Here is a 19,775-nt window from a genome sequence, read left to right on the forward strand (position 1 = left end):
CCTTTTATAGGAAAGACCACGTCCCAGCTCCGAGCGATTGATGTCCTAGTGCCGATAGACATAAGGACGCCTGAGTTTTCATCGGCCAGCACCCACCCCCCTCGAAGTCATAAGTCAATCCTCATTACGCGCAAAAAGCGCCACGTCGAGGCTTGGCTTATGCTTGGCAGGTAAGAAAGTATAAAACTTTCTTACTAAGTGCAGCTAAGGCTTTCGCCATAAGAACGTGGCGACAAGCCAAGCTTTCTAATCGGGGGTAATCAAGGCGCTTCTAGCTTTTGTTCTGAAAACAAAACCTAAAACCAAACAATTTTGGTAAAATTCCACAGCACATATCAAGGAAACATTTCATTAAAAAAATGATACTTTAAACCTTGATACAATCATTTACTACACTGTTTCATAGAAAATGAGCTTATGTCAATTTAATTGACAAAAGCCGTTCATGCCTTACTTATCTTTTTTAAAGGCGCCAATTACAACCCGTACAAATCCACCAACAAATCTAGGAAGTTTAATCGTATAAAATTTCATGAGTTCGCCCTCCTCTGCATACAAACAGCTTACATCGGAATCGTATTAGACATAGCATCACGACTCTTTACTAATAATAGTATGCCACTACCATAGGAAAAAGTACCATAATTTGAAATAAGCTGATTAGAAATGCAAAGTGTAGATCCCCAAGAAATATCTTCATATTCTAACGGATAATAGAATCCTTCTAATGAGAGTCCCTCTACTGTTTGTGTCAATGGGATAAACGAAATATAAGGATATAATTTGTCTTTTTTCACATGATGTGTACCTGGTGTCGTTAATTGGATTTGATTATAATGATCAATCATAATTCCATTAATACCTTTTTGATTAATATGATGTAGTAATTGTATGTTAATGAGTTCATGGTCTAATCTACCACCTGTTACACCAAATAAATACAATTCGTTCGGCTGGTATGAATATGCATGGGAGAGTGCAATTTCTATATCGGTTTGGTCTTTTTCAACAGGATATACATTTACCTTACGAGCCTGGTCTTCCAGCCTTCTTTTTTGGTAAGAAGAAATAGAATCAAAATCACCTACAGCAAGATCAAGTGGAAGCCGCTGATCGATGATCGTTAATGCACCTCGATCAGCACCTATCCAGAGATCAATTATACTTTCATACGGGGATAGATCTGGAATTAAGTTTTTTGGTCCATTTCCGACCACTGCTACCTTCATTTTCTATTACTCCGTTCCTGAAGCTGATTGGCGAATTGCTTGAATGGCTTCCTGTCGATTTGATTTATTAAATATTGCACTACCAGCTACTAATACATCTGCTCCTGCCTCACTACATTTTTTGGCTGTTTCTGTATTAATTCCTCCATCAATTTCAATCTCAAAAGATATACCTAGTTCCTCTCTCCAAGTAACTAGCTTTTTAATTTTATCAATAGTATTTGGAATAAACGATTGTCCACCAAATCCAGGGTTGACAGACATTAATAAGACTAAATCAACATCGGGTAATACTTCTTTTATGAACTCTACTGGTGTTCCTGGATTAATCACAACACCTGCTTTCGTATTCGAACTTTTAATTAATTGTATCGTTCGATGTAAGTGTGTACATGCTTCTTGGTGAACGGTAATAATGGATGCACCAGTTTTTTGAAACATAGGAATATAGTGATCTGGATTTTCGATCATCAAATGTACATCAAGTGGTAATGTCGTATATGGTTTTATCGCTTCTACAACAAGCGGACCTATTGTAATATTTGGTACATAGTGTCCATCCATGACATCCACATGAATGTAGTCTGCTCCTCCTTGTTCCACTTCTTTTATATCACTACCTAACTTCGCAAAATCTGCTGATAAAATGGATGGTGCTATTTTTACCATATGTCAATACCTCGGCTTTCTAGTTTGGATTTCTTCGTAAAAACGTAAATAATGGTCATAACGAGAAGATGCTATATCTCCAGCTTCTACCGCTTGTTTAACGGCACATTTTGGTTCTTTAATGTGGTTACACCCACGAAATTTACATGAAGTGCTATGCATGGCTATTTCTGGAAAACAATTTCCTAGTTCTTCTAATTGAATGTTATCAAAGTCTAGTGAACTAAAACCTGGTGTATCTGCTACAAGACCATTATTAATTTCTACTAATTCCACATGTCTTGTTGTATGTTTTCCTCTACCAAGACTTTCAGACACCTCACCAGTTTCTAATACCAAAGATGGCTTAAGCTTGTTTAATAAGGAAGACTTTCCAACTCCAGATTGACCCGCAATAACAGATACATTATTTGCAAGATATCTACTTAAAGGTTCCATATTCATATTATCTTTTACCGAATATAATTCAACTGGATACCCTATTTTTTCATATACCTTTCGATAATAATCAATTTTTTCTATCATCGTTTCGGATAATGCATCCATTTTTGATATAAAAATAATCGGCTCAATATCCTTTGATTCAATTAGAACAAGAAAACGATCCAACAATAAAGGACTAAAATCAGGCAACACAACAGAGGTAACAATAATTGCTTGATCAATATTAGCAATCGGTGGTCTAATCAGTTCATTTTTTCTAGGCTTTATATCTGTGATAAAACCTTCGTCAAGGTTAGTACTTTCAAACGTAACAAAATCCCCTACAAGAGGCGTGATTTTTTGTTTCCGAAAAACACCTCTTCCTCGACACTGATAAATCTCTTCACCTGATTTTACATAATAAAAACCACTTAACGCTTTCACAATTCTACCCTCTGCCATTTATTCACCATCCTCATAGGAAATTTCTTCTTGTATTACAACATCATCATCTAGCATTACTCTATATTCTGCTGACGTATCTTGTTCAATCGTTAATGTGATCGTAAATGTCTCATCAGCTGTAATCGTTTCTTCATGATATACTTCATCTATTTGATAATTCATATCGCCAATGTAAATACGAACTGTTTGTTCTACTGGTTCTTCTGTTTCCTCCTCATCTGTTGGAGGTGGATCATATTCCACCACAAATTCCTCCGTATGAGTTCTAGGTGGTAGTTCTTCTATTCCAATGGAAACATATACATCAACCGTTTCACCTTCTTCTAGATTCGTATTAGGTGCAGGATTTTGACGTATAACATTACCCTCTGCTACATCATCAGAATGCTCTTTAATTACGTTAATATTTAATCCCTGTTCCTCTAATATATTCTCTGCCTCTTCTTGTGACATCCCTTCTAAATTACTAAGTGCAATAGGATCAGGGCCACTACTTACTTCAAAAATAACACGTGTTTCTCCTGGAATAACTTCAGCGTTTGGCTCTGGTTGTGTTTGATTAATAATTATCCCTTCTGGCTCTTCTGAGGTTTTTTCATACCCAATAATTTCTTCAAAGCCTTGTTCCTCTAATATTTGTTGGACTTGATTAAATTCTTCCCCTACATAATCACCAAATGTCTCTGTCTCTTTTCCTTGACTAACAAAAACAGTTATAATGGAGCCCTCTTTTACTGTACGTCCTACTTGTGGACTCGTTCGTACAACGAAACCTTCTTCTACCTCATCAGAAAAAACGAGCTCCTCTTCAGCTTCAATATTAATCTGTTCCAACTCTTCTTGTGCTTCATCAAATTCCATTCCTATTATATCTGGAATGGTAACATCTTCTGGCTGCATGAGACTTGGAATAATGAATAATGCAGCAATCCCACTACCCATTAACAGAACAATGATTGCAATAATCCATACCCACTTTTTCCTTCGCTTTTTCTTCTTTTTAGATGAAGGTTCTGTTGCGCCTTCTTCCTTATTTTCATATGATTTTGTCTCTTGGTTCGAATGTTGGGTGATCGTATCTTCGTCCTTATTATCGTTATCATTAATCGTTTTATCTGTAATAACTGGGATGGCTTTTGTCTCTTCCCCTTCTTCGACTGGAGGGGTATACTTCGATTCATCGATTCGATCAGGATGTAAAGCTGTATGGATTGTTTCCTCCATATCGTATACATTATCAAATCGGTGAAACGGATTTTTGGCCGTCGCTTTAAGAACGATATTTTCAACACTTTGAGGTACCTTATCATTGATTTGCCTAACAGATGGTGTTTCATCCTGTAAATGTTTTAGTGCAATTGAAACTGCTGATTCTCCTGAGAATGGAAGACGCCCAGTTAATAATTCAAATAGTACAATCCCTAACGAGTATATATCAGATTTCTTGGTTGCCATTCCACCTCTAGCTTGTTCTGGAGATAAATAATGTACAGAACCTAAAACAGAATTAGTTTGTGTAAGGGCTGTTGCACTTAATGCCATGGCAATACCAAAATCTGTCACTTTCACTTGTCCATCCGAATCAATTAAAATATTTTGTGGCTTTATGTCACGATGAACAATATCATTTGCATGTGCATGGGCAATAGCAGATGTAATCTGTTTCATAATATCTAGTGCTTCTGATACCTCGAGTGGCCCATATTGTTGTATGTATTCTTTTAATGTCATGCCATCTATGTATTCCATTACCATAAATAAAATATTATCTTCTTCACCTACATCATAAATATTGACGATATTGGGATGTGATAGACTTGTAGCAGATTGTGCTTCTCGGTCAAATCGCGCAATAAATTCTTCATCATTTGCATATTCTATACGCAGTACTTTAATCGCCACATCCCGCTCCAGGATGATGTCCCTTGCTAAATAAACATTTGCCATTCCCCCGCCACCAATTGTTTGGCGAATCTTATAACGCTCATTTAGGAGATGACCATCTAACATAAATTGTCACCTTCTTTCTCTGTCCAATCATGGAACACAAGAACTAACGAAATATTATCTTCTCCTCCACGTTCGTTTGCCTGTTCCACCATTGTTTTTCCAATTGTAGAAATGGCTTCATTTAATGCTAAATACTCCTCTAATTCTGTATCCACTAATTTGTTCGTTAGACCATCTGAACAAAGTAACAGTTTATTTCCATTTTCCCAAGTGATGGACTGTATATCTGGTTTTATTTCTTGTTCCGTACCTAAAGCTTTTAAAAGGACATTTTTTCTTGGATGATATTCCGCATCATCTTTAGATATCTCACCTTTGCGTACTAATTCATTGACTAGGGAATGATCTTCTGTTAGCTGGATAAAATCTTCTTGACTCCATAAATAGCACCGACTATCACCTACATGTGCAATCGTTAAAAATTCCTTTGTACAAATCACAACTACAATTGTTGTACCCATCCCTTGACAGTCTTTATTTTGTGTTGCCTCTTCATAAATTTTCTGATTCACCTTCTGTAAAAGCTCTGAAATCCATATTTCTGCTTTCTCTGGTTCATCAATTCCGTTACATTCCTCCCAATTGGTTTGGACGAGTGATGTTGCCATCTCACTAGCTACATCGCCTGCCTTATGGCCACCCATCCCATCTGCAACTAAAGCGAGAAGTTGTCCATCTTTGTTGTAAAAAATTCCCCCAGCATCTTCATTATGGCTCCTAATTTGTCCACGATCCGTAAAAAATTGTCCTCTCATCCTATCACCCCTATTAGCGTCTGCCTTACTAATTTAAAATGACAAACGTTTTCACGAAGCAAACCAAACTAGTTGTCCGATTTGCCCTTTTGAATAAGCCTTGTTAGGAAAAAACCATCCGTTTGAAACGTGTGTGGAAATAATTGTAATCCATACTCTGAATTACCTATCGAGTTTCGAACTACTGTTGGTAATTCATCAAAGAATGTTTGATCCACCATAAATTCTGGATGCTTGTCTAAAAAAGTTTTGACAACCTTTTCGTTTTCATGTTTATCGACAGTACATGTGCTATAAATTAATTTACCATCTTTTTTAAGTAATGGTGTAACACTTTCTAAAATTTCTTGCTGAATATGCGCTAAACGTTCAATATCTGCTTCTTTCTTACTATATTTAATATCTGGTTTTCCACGAATAACACCTAATCCAGAACAAGGTGCATCAACAAGAATTCGATCAAACGTTTCCGCGTCATACACTTGATGAGAGTTCCGTGCATCACCTTGGTTAGTATCTATAATCGTAAGTCCTAAGTCACTAGCTTTTTGATCAATTAATTTGGTCTTTTTGGCGTGAAGATCATAGGCATGAATCTCCCCTTTATCCTCCATTTTTTCCGCGATATGGGTTACTTTCCCCCCTGGTGCACTACATGCGTCTAGCACACGCATTCTAGGCTTTACGCTAAGCATTTCACCAACTAACATAGAACTTTGATCTTGAATCGTTACAAACCCTTTCGAAAAAAGTTCCGTTCTTAAAATATTTCCCTTATGCACGATAATCCCTTGATCAGAAAAAGTAGATGGTTCTGCAACAAAACCTAGTCCTTCTAATTTTTTGATTGCATCTTCTCTTGTTATTTTTAGTGGTTGAACTCGTATCGAAATCGGCTTCCGCTCTAAGTTTGCCTCACACATCTGACGTGTGATCGTTTCACCGTACAAATCAAGCCATCTTTTCACTAACCATTTAGGATGACTTGTCTCGACTGCGATTCGTTTGGAAGGATCTTGAATATCATTAGTATCTGGTAATCCTTTTCGTTGAATATTTCGTAATACACCATTGACCAATGAGGCAATTCCTTTATGACCTCTTCTTTTGGCAATTTCAACGGCCTCATGTAGGATAGCATGGTCAGGCACTTTGTCTAAATAAATCATCTGATAAAGAGACATTCGGAGTAATATCTTTACCCATGGTTCTATTTTTTTGGAAATAAACGCTTCAAGATAATAATCTAATGTTAGTTTACGTTGTAATGTACCATATACAATCTCTGTAAAAAGCCCTTCATCCTTTGTTGCTAATTTTCTTGACTTAATTTCATGATTAATTAATAAATGACTATACCCACTATCCTCGTCAATTCGTAACAATACGTCCAAAACTGCTTCTCTTAATTGATAATTACCCATTTAATCACCTAATATTATTCCTGATGTAATTCGATCTTTAGAACCACGTAAATACTGTTCGACGGTCATTCGCTTTTTTCCAGCTGGTTGAATTTCTGTTACTTTCAACCCCTTCTGATCCCCACAAACTACAATAAAGGAATTCTCCGTAACATTCACAATTTCACCTGGTGTGCCTTTATAAGTATGATCATCTTTCTCTGCCCACCAGATTTTTAAAGTTTTTCCCTCATATAGTGTGAATGCAACTGGCCAAGGATGGAGTCCTCTTATATGATTATAAATAGCTTCATTTGAACTATTCCAATCAATCTTTTCTTGTTCTCTTTTTATATTTGTCGCATAAGTTGCCTGCTCTTCATCTTGTGGAACAGGTGTAATGTTATGTTGAAAAAGTTTTGGTAATGTTTCCATCAATAACTGTGATCCAGCCTCTGATAACTTATCATGTAAGGTTCCTACATGATCATCTTCTGCGATTGGTACTTTTTTAGCACGAAGAATGTCACCTGCATCAAGCTTTTGGACCATATACATAATCGTAACACCTGTTTCCTTTTTCCCCTGTAATATAGCATAGTGAATAGGGGCTCCCCCGCGCAATTCAGGTAATAAGGAAGCATGGACATTAATACAACCATATGGAGGTGTTTCTAGTAATTGATTTGGTAAAAGCTGTCCATAAGCTGCTGTGATAATGAGGTCTGGTTCATACGTTAGTATCGTTTCATAATCATCTTTTAATTTCTCCGGTTGAAAAATTGGAATTCCATGTTTCTCTGCTTCCACTTTTACAGGGGGAGGTGTTAACACTTTCTTCCTTCCTTTAGGACGATCAGGCTGTGTCACGACTAACACCACATTATAATCACTTTGTGCTAAATTTTGTAAAATAGGAACTGAAAAATCTGGTGTCCCCATAAAAACAATTCGTTTCACTGAAAAACCTCCGTTCTACATTAGTTGGTATGGTTGCATATCTACGGTAATCATCAAATCGTTTTTACGAACCTCATCATCAAATTGACGTAGGATCTTTTTAATAAGCATTCGTAACTGTGGTTCTTTTTTGTATTTTATCATGCATTGGTAACGATATCTATCTTTCACACGTGTAATGGGTGATGGGGTTGGTCCTAATATCGTTGTCTCATTACTTACATGTTTTAATAATAACTGTACGATCCTTTGTGTAGTTTGAACAGTCGTTACTTGATTTTTATGTGAAACGGTAATCAAGGCCAAAAACACAAACGGTGGATATTGAAACGTTTTACGAATTGCCATTTCCTTCTGGTAAAATGATTGAAAGTCATATACACTAGCTAATTCAATACTATAATGGTCAGGAGTATAGGTTTGAACAATCACCTCTCCAGGTAAATCATGTCTACCAGCTCGGCCACTTACTTGTGTCAGTAATTGGAAGGTCTTCTCTGAAGAGCGAAAATCAGGTAAATGAAGCATCGAATCTGCTGTTAATACCCCTACTAAAGTAACATTTTCAAAATCTAGTCCTTTTGCAATCATTTGTGTACCAAGTAATATATTTGCTTGTTTTGTAGCAAATTGGTTTAATAACTTTTCGTGAGCACCTTTTCTTCTTGTTGTGTCAACATCCATCCGAATAATGCTAGCTTGGGGGATGAGTTTTGTTAGTGCCTCTTCTACGCGCTCTGTCCCTGTGCCAAAATAACGGATTAGATTACTGCTGCATTCTGGACAGATCGTAGGCATTGGCTCTTCATAGGAGCAATAGTGACACTTTAATTGATTACTATTTTTATGATAGGTTAACGCAATATCACAATGAGGACATTCGTTTACATGGCCACAATCACGACACATGACAAAGGTAGAATACCCTCTCCTGTTTAATAATAGAACAATTTGTTCGTCTCGACTAATTCGTTCCTCAATCTTCTCTTTTAATTCTCTTGAGAACATGGATCGATTCCCAGCATGTAGTTCTTTGCGCATGTCGATTATTTCTACATTTGGCATTTCCTTTTCATTTGTACGTTTATCTAGTGTGGCTAGTTTATAGACCCCTTTCTGTGCTCGAGCATATGATTCTAATGTTGGGGTTGCACTTCCAAGGATAACAGGACATTGATGATGCTGTCCTCGCTTTATCGCAACATCTCTTGCATGATAGCGGGGCTGATCTTCCTGTTTGTAACTTGTCTCATGTTCTTCATCAATAATGATAATGCCGATATTTTCAAAAGGTGCAAAAACAGCTGATCTGGCTCCTACAACTACTTTCACTTCTTTACGATGAATTCTTCTCCATTCATCATATTTTTCCCCAGCTGACAATGCACTATGTAAAACAGCGACATTGGAACCAAACCGTCCTTTAAATCGTTTGACCATTTGTGGAGTAAGCGCTATTTCTGGAACCAATACGATTGCTTCTTGTCCTTTTTCAATGACTCCTTGAATGGCTTGTAAATAAACTTCTGTCTTCCCACTTCCTGTTACACCATGAAGGAGGAAAACTTCATGTGCACCTTTTTCAACTGTATCATAGATTGGTGTAATTGCTTGTTGTTGCTGTTCTGTTAGTGATAATGCTTCAGTTGGTTCGATGGAAGTATCATCAAATGGATTACGATAAACCTCTTCCTTGTATGTTTCGATAATGTTTTTTTCGACTAATTTCGTAATCGTTGATCTAGGTGCTTGAAGCTGTTGTAGTAATGTATTTAATTCTACTTTCGTTTGATGTTCGATAAAGAATTGGATTAATTCAAGCTGCCTTTTAGCATTATTTGGAATATCAAGTATTTTTTCCTCTAATTGGTGTACAGGAAGAAGGGATCTTACCATTGTTACCTTTTTTTTCGTTTCTTTTGATTTCACAAGATAGTGAATCATGATTTCTCCATCTTGGATTGCTTTTTGAAGTTGTGCATAGGGGATAGTTGAACCCTCAAACAAAGAATAAGGAATACGATCCATACCCGCAAATAGGAATTCCAGCTCATTTGATGATAGTTCATCAGTTTGTTTTACTAAATCCTTCTCATATTGTGCTTTTAATACTTGTGGTAACATTGCTTGGTATGCCGTAACATATAAGCTAAGTGTTTCTTCGGCTAACCATTTCCCTAAATGCAGCAATTCTGATGTCAAAATAGGTGTTAAATCAAGCACATCAGCAATGTATTTAAGTTTCGTGAAATCGGACTCACTACTTCTTGAAACAACATAGCCCATTACTTTTCTTGGACCAAATGGAACAATCACACGCATTCCACTAGCTAGTATATCTACGTATTTATCGGGGATTTTATAGTCGAACGTTTGGTTAATGGAGGATGCTGGAACATCAACAATTACATTAGCAATATTCACGATTTGTCACCTTTCATATCACGAACTATAAACTGTAAGATTTTTTTTGCTACTTCTTTCTTCGCTGTAAGGGTTACCTCTTCCTTCTTTAAATCTTTATTCACATACGTTACAGCGTTTGTGTCCCCTCGGAAGCCAACTCCGTCCTCGCCAACATTATTAATAACAATGGCATCCAAGTTTTTTTTCTTTAATTTATCCATTCCATATTCTAATGGATTTGTTGTTTCAGCCGCAAAGCCAACTAAGAATTGATTCTTTTTGTGCTTCCCTAGCGATTGAAGGATATCCTTTGTTCGTTCCATTGCAACAGACCAATCATCTGATTTTTTTTTCATTTTTTGGTCATAGACTTGTTTTGGCCGGTAATCTGCAACTGCTGCAGCTTTTATAACAATATCAGCTATAGAAAAGTTCGCGTGCATTTGGTTATACATCTCCTCAGCTGTTGTTACATCAATTCTTTTAATGGCTGGATATGTTGTTTTTTCTTCAACAGGTCCTGTTACAACTGTTACAGTTGCTCCGAAATTGGCAGCTGCTTCTGCTATCGCAAAACCCATCTTTCCTGATGAATGATTGGTAAAGAAACGAACTGGATCAACTTTCTCCCTAGTTGGTCCTGCAGATACTAATACATGTTTTCCTTTTAACAAAGATTGTCCTGCTACATGGTTTTCAATTGCCGCTATAATATTCTCTGGTTCTTCTAATCTACCCTTTCCAACATAACCACATGCTAAATAACCTGCACCAGGTTCTATAAAATGGTATCCCCAATGTTCTAACCGTTTTAGATTAGAGATTACGGCTGGATGCTCATACATATGTACATTCATTGCAGGTGCGATATATACTGGTGCCTGCGTGGCTAAAAGGATCGTACTTAACATATCATCGGCGATGCCATTCGCTAATTTTCCAATGATATTAGCAGTTGCTGGAGCGATGATAACAATGTCTGCCCAATCAGCGACATCAATATGAGCAATTCCTTCTGGATCTTTTTCATCAAATGTATCTGTATAAACTGGATTCCGTGATAAAGCTTGAAATGTTAATGGTGATACAAATTCAGACGCGTTTTCGGTCATGACCACTTTTACATTTGCACCGAGTTGGGTTAGTTTACTTGTCAGTGTACACGCTTTGTACGCTGCAATCCCTCCAGAAACACCTAACACAATATTTTTCTCATAAAACATCACGATTCCCCCTTCATAGCTATAGGTGAGGTAACACTTGTCGAACTTTTGTCAACTGATGACTGTTTAGAAAAATGAGAAACCCTCGCTAATCGTTGTAGCAGCGAGGGTACTTGAGGTCAATTCGTTTCTTTTACTCTTAATTTTCCAGCTTGAACTTCTTCTAGTGCAACACCTACATTTTTATTGGAAGATGGATTTTCCACTAATGCTTTTTTCGTTTCACCAATCTGTCTTGCACGTCTAGCCGATAATGTTACAAGCGTATACTTTGATTTAATTTTTTCTTGTAAGGAATCAATTGATGGCTCTAAAATCATTTTTTACCCTCCAATAACTGTTTATATTGCTTTGCAACCCGCTCACGCTTACAATGTTCACTCTCAATGATGGATTGAATTTTATGAACAGCTTTATCTACATCGTCATTAACAACAATATAATCATATTCATCCATCATTTCAATTTCTTTTTTCGCCTCACCTAATCGATTTGTTACTAAATCGCTGGACTCAGTGCCTCTATTCACTATCCGTTCACGCAAGTCTTCTAGGGTTGGTGGAACTAAGAAGATAAATACACCTTCTGCAAAATTCTTTTTCACTTGCATGGCACCTTGTACTTCGATTTCAAGAAACACATCCCGACCATCTGCTAATGTTTGTTCCACATATTCTCTTGGTGTTCCGTAGTAATTATTAACATACTGAGCATATTCTAACAGTTCGTTTTGTTCAATTAAGTGCTCAAATTCCTCATTTGATTTAAAAAAGTAATCAATACCTTCTTTTTCACCAGGACGCATTCCTCTTGTTGTCATCGAGATTGAATACCGTAAATCTGTTTCTTGATTAAATAATTCTTTACGTACCGTCCCTTTCCCAACACCAGATGGTCCAGAAAGGATAAACAATATACCTCGTTCATCAGTCAAAACCTTATCCTCCTAATTTAATGCTCACTTATTACGATTCATCAATCATTTCTTCATGACTAATTACTCGTTGTCCGACAGTCTCTGGCTGTACAGCAGATAATACGACATGATCACTATCTGTAATGATAACAGCACGAGTTCTTCTTCCATATGTAGCATCCACTAATTTATTATTGTCTCGTGCTACCGTAATAATTCGTTTTATTGGTGCAGATTCAGGAGATACGATCGAGATAACCCTGTTTGCTGAAACAACATTCCCAAATCCTATATTAATTAAACGTAAACTCAAATTTGTTTCCCCCTCTAAAATACTCTAATCAATTCTTTTATTCTATCTTTATAATATCTCTATTATAAGGAAAATAACATAGAAATCTCAAATTTTTACTCTATATTTTGGATTTGCTCCTTTATTTTCTCAATTTCTCCTTTTAACGTGACAATGCTTTGACCTATTCTCATATCTGTTGATTTAGACCCAATTGTGTTTGTTTCTCGATGCATTTCTTGTACGATAAAATCAAGGGTACGGCCAATTGGCTCTTCTTTTCTTATCGTTTCACCGAAAAGGTCAATATGACTTTGTAGACGAGTAAGTTCCTCTGTAATATCCCCTTTTTCGGCTAAAAGTGCAATTTCTTGATGCATTCTTGCTTGATCAATATACGCATTTTCTGCTACAAATCCTTTAATACGTTCTTGTATTCTATTTCGATATTCTTCTATAACCGTATGTCGTGTCTTCTTCAGTTCTTCCACCCCATCTTGGATATTTTGCAGATGGTGGTTGATATCGCGACTTATATTTTCCCCTTCTGCTATTCTCATTGCCTGAACTTCGTTACATGCTTGTTGTGTACTTTGAACAATTGCTTCTGTCAGCTGATTGTCATACGTTTCTTTTTCTTGGATTTGTATGAGTTCTGGTAATGTGGAGAGCATGGAAACAGAAATGTCATCTTCTAATTGATAACATGTTTGAGCTTGTTTTAATTGGTTTATATACTGATCTAATAAAGACCAGTCTGTTCTCAGTTCTTTTTCTATAAAACCTTCACCTGTAAGATTTATGTATACATCAATATGACCACGATAAAAATAGGATTTAACGACTTGTTTTAAGCTATCTTCAATGAACAAAAGGGAGCGTGGTATTTTGGCTGTAAAATCTAAAAAACGATGATTCACCGTCCGTACTTCTACTCTAATCGTTGTATCATTTACAGTAGATATATCCCTTCCATAACCAGTCATACTCCTAACCATTTACTTCACCAACCATCATAGTACTTTTCTAGCTTATCTTCAAAAGATAAATTAAGACTTTTTTACATACTATATTGTTTTTAATATCACATTTTCTATATAATACGTCGTAAGGTTGCGCATTGATCTCCCTCCAGATAGTAGATTTCCTTTGTTCAATGAGGGTAGTGTGCCTGAATTCGTTCTGGCAGAACACTTCGCTTTCACAGCGTTGATTTAGCACTCAGCTTATAAAGAATGGGAGAAAGGCATGCTAAACATATACGACGCATCATCTATCAACTATACATTAAGATTTATTCTTGAAAAAGTAACAATCTGTTAGAAAACCGCCTAATTTAATCATAACTCATTTTATTATAGCAATTATTCCACAAAATAGAAAACCCTCCATATAAATGGAGGGCTTCATCTTTACTTTTTAGTAAAACCAAACAAGACAGTTGGTAGGGAACTTAGTACAATAATTAACATCCAATCACGAATACTTAGGAACGTTGTATGGAAGATTGGTTGTAATGGTTCCCAATAAATAACGACTAATAGTAATAGAATAGACGATAAAACAGCTAAAACTAAATACATGTTTTCAAAAGGATTTCTGGCAAAAACAGATTGTTCACTACGGCAATCAAACACATGTATTAATTGAGCCATCACAAGTGTTGTGAATGCCATTGTTTGTGCGAAAATAAGGTTATCAGGATTTTGTTGATAGGACACCGTAAAGGCTATTAGAGCTACAATACCAATTAAAAATCCACGGGTGATTATTTTAAAGCCTAAGCCACGTGCAAAAACGCCTTCTTTAGGATCTCTTGGTCCTCGTTTCATTATATCATCTTCTGATTTATCCAACCCTAATGCCATCGCTGGTAGACCATCTGTTACTAAGTTTACCCATAAAATTTGAACAGGAACTAACGGTAACGGCATTGCAAGCATCATCGCAAATAACATCACTAATATTTCACCAACATTAGATGCCAATAAATAGCGGATAAACTTTCGGATGTTTTCATAAATATTTCGTCCTTCATGAATGGCAGCTTTAATCGTCGCAAAATTATCATCCATCAGAATAAGTGAAGATGCTTCTTTTGTAACATCTGTTCCGCTTCTTCCCATACTAACCCCAATGTCACTTGCTTTGATGGCAGGTGCATCATTGACACCATCTCCTGTCATGGCAACAATATGACCTTTTTCCTGAAATGCTTTAACAATCTTTAGTTTATGCTCTGGTGTAACACGAGCAAATACATATACTTGATCGATAATGTCTTCCAATTCCGTTACTGACATTTGATTTAATTGGTAGCCTTCTAATACTAGTCCATCTTCTGGTAATAAATTTAATTGATGTGCAATTGCACTTGCCGTTTTTTTATGATCCCCTGTTATCATCACTGTTTTAATTCCAGCTGCTTTACATTCCTCAATGGCAGACTTTACTTCTTTTCTTGGTGGATCCATCATGCCAAATAAACCAATAAACGTTAAGTCTTTTTCGATAAATGCTGTTTCTAACGAATCTTGCTTCGCTAATGGTTTCATTCCGATTGCAATGGTCCGGAGTGCCTTATCAGCCATTTGATCGATCGCGCCTTCAATTTGCTTTTGATCGGATTGTTTTAATTGTTTTCTTCCATCTTTCCCCATAACAAAAGAGGTACGTGGAAGTAATACATCTGGTGCACCTTTTGTAATGACAAAACGTCGTTGATTATCATCTTCCACAATGACACTCATTCGTTTCCGCTCTGAATCAAATGGAATCTCTTTAATCACTTTGTAATGGTCATGTAGTACAGGGGATAGACCTAGCTTTCTAGATGCAACTAATAAAGCACCATCTGTTGGATCCCCATCTACTAAATACTTTCCTTTTTTCACTTGTAAAGAAGCATTATTACATAACATGCCATATAATAGCATGGATTCTAAATTGGGAAAATCTCTGTCTACTTTTCTTTCATGGAGAAAGTAATCACCACGTACATCAAAGCCGTCTCCAGTGACATGTAAATAATCTCCATTTAAAAAGAGTTCTTTTACTGTCATTTGATTTTCTGTCATCGTACCTGTTTTATCAGAACAAATTACAGATGCACAACCTAAAGTTTCAACAGCAGACAACTTACGGACAATTGCCTTCTTCTTAATCATTCGTTGAACACCTAATGATAAGGCAACCGTCACAATCGCAGGTAATCCTTCTGGTATTGCTGCTACTGCTAGGGATACGCCAGCCAAGAACATATCATATAAGGCATGTCCCTGATACACACCGACAACAACCACTAAAGCAGTTAAGAATAATGCAACTCCAATTAACACCTTACCTAGCTCTGCTAGTTTATGTTCTAAAGGGGTGGTTGTTTTTTCCGTTTTTGCCATTAACGAAGCAATTTGTCCCATAACTGTATTCATACCAGTTCCAACAACAATTCCAATACCAGAACCTCTTGTCACTAATGTCCCCATAAAGCCCATATTCACTTGATCTTGTGGATCAATATCATCCCGTTCAATGGCTGTTGCATGCTTCATTACGGGGAGTGATTCTCCTGTGAGCGCCGACTCTTCTGTCTCCATGTTATTGGACTTTACAATTCGTACATCAGCTGAAATACGGTCACCACTCTGCATTCGGATTACATCACCAATAACAACGTCTTTTGAGGGGATTGTCACCCACTCGCCATCACGTAAAACAGAAGCAGCTGGGGCAGATAGCTCCTTTAGTTTGGCTAAGGACTTTTCTGCTTTTTGTTCTTGGAAATACCCAATTAAACCATTGACAAGCACAATAACCATAATGGCAATAGCATCAATGTACTCCCCTAACAGTCCCGCGATTAACGTTGCTGCGAGTAACACCAAGACCATAAAATCTTGAAATTGCTTTAAGAATAATAACCATTTTGACGTATTTTTCTCTTTTTCTAACTCGTTTTCCCCATACTGCTTCTTTCTTTCCTCCACTTGTTTTGTGGACAATCCCCTGCTAGCTGTTACATGTAGTTTTTGCTCTACACGATCTACATCTAATTGATACCATTTCATAGTGCATTCCTCCAGCTTTATCTGTATCCATACAACCTCACACTTCGGTCGTTTTCTTTTTGCTATATGAGATATGTATGCAGACTCGTCCAAAAAAATGCTATAATTACCGAGGAGGTGATCACTTTGCCATTTGATGGTATTGTAACAAGAGCAGTAACAAACGAATTACAAGAGAAAATTATTTTAGGGAAAATTAATAAAATCTATCAACCGACTGAAACCGAAATTATTGTAACCATTCGTAGTCAAGGTCATAATCATACATTATTATTATCCATCCATCCTATGTACGCACGTGTTCATTTAACAAACGATGTCTATCGAAATCCAAAAGAACCTCCTATGTTTTGTATGCTTTTACGAAAACATTTATCAGGGGCAACGATAGAAACGATTGAACAAAAAGGAATGGAACGAATCATCACATTCACGATAAAAACAAGAAATGAGCTCGGTGATACCGTATATAAAGAACTGATACTGGAACTAATGGGAAAACATAGTAACTTAATGCTTGTTGATCAGGAAAAGGAAATGATTTTAGATAGTTTAAAACACGTATCAAGTACGCAAAATCGGCATCGTACCATCTTACCTGGAAAACCTTACAAATTACCTCCAGTACAGGATAAGCTAAATATGTTACAAATCGAACCAGAAACATTTATCCGTAAATTGGACTTTAATGCGGGCCATTTAACTAAACAAATTGTGAATACACTTGTTGGGTTATCACCACTTGTAGCAAAAGAAATGGTGCACCGTGCAAACTTAGGCTCAGAAAAAACATATATGGAAAAATTCACTGAAATGAAGGAAATAGTTCAACATCATCATTACAAACCGACGATTTATTATCATCAAAAAGAAGACTTCCATGTAATTCCACTCACTTTTTTAGATAGTGAACATAAGGAGTTCTCAACAACTAATAGGATGTTAGATAAATTTTATTCAGGGAAAGCAGAACGGGATCGGGTAAAACAACGGGCAAAAGATCTCTATCGTTTCATTAAAAATGAAAAGGATAAAAATGAACGGAAATTAAAAAAACATCAGAAAACCTTAAAAAAAGCTGAAAACGCAAAAAAGTATCAGCGAAAAGGAGAGTTACTTACTGCCAATATGCATCAAGTTAAGCTAGGGGATAGTACTGTTCAGGTAATCGATTATTATGATCCAGAACAAAAGGAAACCACTATTGATCTGGATCCCACAAAGACACCTAGTGAGAATGCACAAAGCTTTTTTAAAACGTACCAAAAATTAAAAACATCGAAACAAATGGTCGAAAAAGAAATGGAAAAAACAAAGGAAGAAATCATCTACTTGGAGCAACTATTACAACAAATTGATGTTGCAGGTGAAGATGACATTGAAGAAATACGAGATGAATTACGAGAAGAAGGATATTTGAAAAAACAATCAAAACAGAAGAAAAATAAAAATAAACCTTCCATTCCAAAACCAGAAGAGTTTATTTCATCTGATGGCACATTACTGCTTGTCGGAAAAAATAATAAGCAAAATGACTATCTTACAACAAAACTGGCACGACGAAATGAAATTTGGCTACATACAAAAGACATCCCTGGGTCACATGTTGTCATTCGTAGCACTAACCCAAGTGAAGAGACAATCCTTGAAGCTGCACAACTTGCTGCATTTTTTAGTAAATCTCAACAATCATCTTCTGTACCAGTTGACTATACAACTATTAAACATGTGAAAAAACCAAATGGAGCAAAACCTGGTTATGTCACATATGATAATCAAAAAACGCTTTTTGTTACACCACAAAAAGAGATAGTCGAAAAGCTAAAAAAATAGAATCTTGGACTGTGAATTGGGTAATAAAAACGGATGACACTGATAGGTCATCCGTTTTGTTTTGTTGTTAAAAATGGTTCATTTTCTAATAAGCGAATAAATTGATCCACTTGTGGTAATTGACGAATTCCTTCTTGATAGCAAATCCATGTATCCCTTGTTACATTCTCTCCATTCAATGTCAAAGGAATATGTGGATATGTTTCCATTAAAGAATGAGAAACACTTTTTGGAAGGACAGCCATCCCCAATCCTTGTTTCATAAATTGTTTACAGGTTTCAATTTGGTCTACCCTAATCATTTTTAATGGTTTAATCTCATTTTGATGATGATAAAGCCAATGGTCGACAAGTTCATGCATACTATCGTCACTTTTAAAAGAGATTAATGGTCGTTCTTTAATTTTTGATTGCGGAAACTCCTCTGTATCAAAGATATATAGCGGATCATCAAACAAACGGATACAAGTACTTTCTTTTAATTTTTCGCCACGAATAATACAGACATGGTAATTTTTATGATCTCGTTTTATGTCTTCACTAATCCCAGTTACAAGGTCTATAGCGACTTTCGGAAATTTTTTCGTATAATCCGCAAGAATTGCTGGCAAAAACCGTTGACTAATTAAGGAAGAACATGCAATCGATAAGGTCCCTTGAACAGCATCACTTGATTGTGCTAATTTATTTTGAATGGCCACTTCCGCTTCTATTACGTGTTTAGCATGATCTAGAATCATTTCCCCATTTGGTGTTGGCATTAAACGTTTTGATGTTCGTATAAATATCTTTTCTCCGAAGTATTCTTCGATGTATTTCAGCCGTTGTGTAACAGCTGGTTGGGATATCAATACTTCCTTCGCCGTACCACGAATCGTACCAATTTCGTTTAATTTAAGTAATAACTCATAATCCTCTATTTTCATTGTGCATGCTCCTAAATGATAAGCTATGATTATTACTTTTTATTATAAACGAAATTATTTCTTATGACACCCTTTTAATTACCTGTTTTCTAGATAATTACTGCTTTTTCTTGTATGAATCTCCCTGAAAAGTTGATAGACTATGCGTCTTAGATTGTGCCATTGATTTCCGCTTCGGACAGTCGTTTTCACCATTGA

17 protein-coding genes are annotated in these 19,775 nt (G+C 36.4%); 1 reads left to right on the top strand and 16 read right to left on the bottom strand.

The window, feature by feature from the left end; translation table 11 throughout:
• Positions 1-450: 450 nt before the first annotated feature.
• The 15 genes from spoVM to GHC26_RS07855 all read right to left on the bottom strand — a co-directional run bounded on the left by spoVM (position 451) and on the right by GHC26_RS07855 (position 16,818).
• A complete protein-coding gene (spoVM, locus tag GHC26_RS07785) occupies positions 451-534 on the bottom strand; it encodes a stage V sporulation protein SpoVM (protein ID WP_163970881.1) in 84 nt (27 codons plus the stop codon).
• A gap of 29 nt (positions 535-563) precedes the next feature.
• Positions 564-1,229 (bottom strand): thiamine diphosphokinase, encoded by a 666-nt coding sequence (locus GHC26_RS07790; RefSeq protein WP_163970706.1) that lies wholly within the window; start codon positions 1,227-1,229, stop codon positions 564-566.
• Positions 1,230-1,235: 6 nt separating this feature from the next.
• Positions 1,236-1,898, bottom strand: coding sequence for a ribulose-phosphate 3-epimerase (gene rpe, locus GHC26_RS07795; RefSeq protein ID WP_163970707.1), 663 nt, complete (start codon positions 1,896-1,898; stop codon positions 1,236-1,238).
• A gap of 3 nt (positions 1,899-1,901) precedes the next feature.
• Entirely contained in the window at positions 1,902-2,783 is an 882-nt protein-coding gene (gene rsgA / locus GHC26_RS07800; protein ID WP_163970708.1) for a ribosome small subunit-dependent GTPase A, read from the bottom strand.
• Positions 2,784-4,796 carry a Stk1 family PASTA domain-containing Ser/Thr kinase gene (pknB, locus tag GHC26_RS07805; RefSeq protein WP_163970709.1) on the bottom strand — a complete coding sequence of 671 codons (2,013 nt, stop codon included), beginning with the start codon at positions 4,794-4,796 and terminating at the stop codon, positions 2,784-2,786.
• Entirely contained in the window at positions 4,790-5,551 is a 762-nt protein-coding gene (locus tag GHC26_RS07810) for a Stp1/IreP family PP2C-type Ser/Thr phosphatase (protein ID WP_163970710.1), read from the bottom strand. The genes pknB and GHC26_RS07810 overlap by 7 nt, the downstream gene beginning before the upstream one ends.
• 68 nt (positions 5,552-5,619) lie before the next feature.
• Positions 5,620-6,975, bottom strand: coding sequence for a 16S rRNA (cytosine(967)-C(5))-methyltransferase RsmB (gene rsmB / locus GHC26_RS07815; protein ID WP_163970711.1), 1,356 nt, complete (start codon positions 6,973-6,975; stop codon positions 5,620-5,622).
• Positions 6,976-7,914 (bottom strand): methionyl-tRNA formyltransferase, encoded by a 939-nt coding sequence (gene fmt, locus GHC26_RS07820; protein WP_205599205.1) that lies wholly within the window; start codon positions 7,912-7,914, stop codon positions 6,976-6,978. It lies immediately after the preceding gene.
• A 15-nt stretch (positions 7,915-7,929) separates the two neighbouring features.
• Positions 7,930-10,338, bottom strand: coding sequence for a primosomal protein N' (gene priA, locus GHC26_RS07825; protein WP_163970712.1), 2,409 nt, complete (start codon positions 10,336-10,338; stop codon positions 7,930-7,932).
• The gene (gene coaBC, locus GHC26_RS07830) at positions 10,335-11,543 is read right to left on the bottom strand and encodes a bifunctional phosphopantothenoylcysteine decarboxylase/phosphopantothenate--cysteine ligase CoaBC (RefSeq protein WP_163970713.1); all 1,209 of its coding nucleotides are present in this window, start codon (positions 11,541-11,543) and stop codon (positions 10,335-10,337) included. Before coaBC ends, priA begins: the two co-directional genes overlap by 4 nt.
• Before the next feature lie 119 nt (positions 11,544-11,662).
• Positions 11,663-11,863, bottom strand: a complete 201-nt coding sequence (gene rpoZ / locus GHC26_RS07835; protein WP_163970714.1) for a DNA-directed RNA polymerase subunit omega — start codon at positions 11,861-11,863, stop codon at positions 11,663-11,665.
• Complete coding sequence (gmk, locus tag GHC26_RS07840) at positions 11,860-12,477, bottom strand: guanylate kinase (RefSeq protein ID WP_163970715.1); 618 nt, start codon at positions 12,475-12,477, stop codon at positions 11,860-11,862. Before gmk ends, rpoZ begins: the two co-directional genes overlap by 4 nt.
• 31 nt (positions 12,478-12,508) lie before the next feature.
• Positions 12,509-12,772 carry an extracellular matrix/biofilm regulator RemA gene (remA, locus tag GHC26_RS07845; RefSeq protein ID WP_163970716.1) on the bottom strand — a complete coding sequence of 88 codons (264 nt, stop codon included), beginning with the start codon at positions 12,770-12,772 and terminating at the stop codon, positions 12,509-12,511.
• Between the two features lie 95 nt (positions 12,773-12,867).
• Entirely contained in the window at positions 12,868-13,749 is an 882-nt protein-coding gene (locus GHC26_RS07850; RefSeq protein WP_163970717.1) for a YicC/YloC family endoribonuclease, read from the bottom strand.
• Positions 13,750-14,163: 414 nt separating this feature from the next.
• Entirely contained in the window at positions 14,164-16,818 is a 2,655-nt protein-coding gene (locus GHC26_RS07855) for a calcium-translocating P-type ATPase, SERCA-type (protein ID WP_163970718.1), read from the bottom strand.
• A 126-nt stretch (positions 16,819-16,944) separates the two neighbouring features.
• On the opposite strand from GHC26_RS07855, the gene GHC26_RS07860 reads away from it, so the two are divergent.
• Positions 16,945-18,651: an Rqc2 family fibronectin-binding protein gene (locus GHC26_RS07860; RefSeq protein ID WP_163970719.1), complete on the top strand. Its 1,707-nt coding sequence runs from the start codon at positions 16,945-16,947 to the stop codon at positions 18,649-18,651.
• Between the two features lie 47 nt (positions 18,652-18,698).
• Here the strand turns inward: GHC26_RS07860 and GHC26_RS07865 are convergent, their stop codons facing one another.
• Positions 18,699-19,577 (bottom strand): LysR family transcriptional regulator, encoded by an 879-nt coding sequence (locus tag GHC26_RS07865; protein ID WP_163970720.1) that lies wholly within the window; start codon positions 19,575-19,577, stop codon positions 18,699-18,701.
• Positions 19,578-19,775 lie beyond the last annotated feature (198 nt).

Origin of the sequence: Oceanobacillus halotolerans (assembly GCF_010993955.1) — a bacterium.
In the GTDB taxonomy this organism is placed as follows: domain Bacteria; phylum Bacillota; class Bacilli; order Bacillales; family Amphibacillaceae; genus Oceanibacillus_A; species Oceanibacillus_A halotolerans.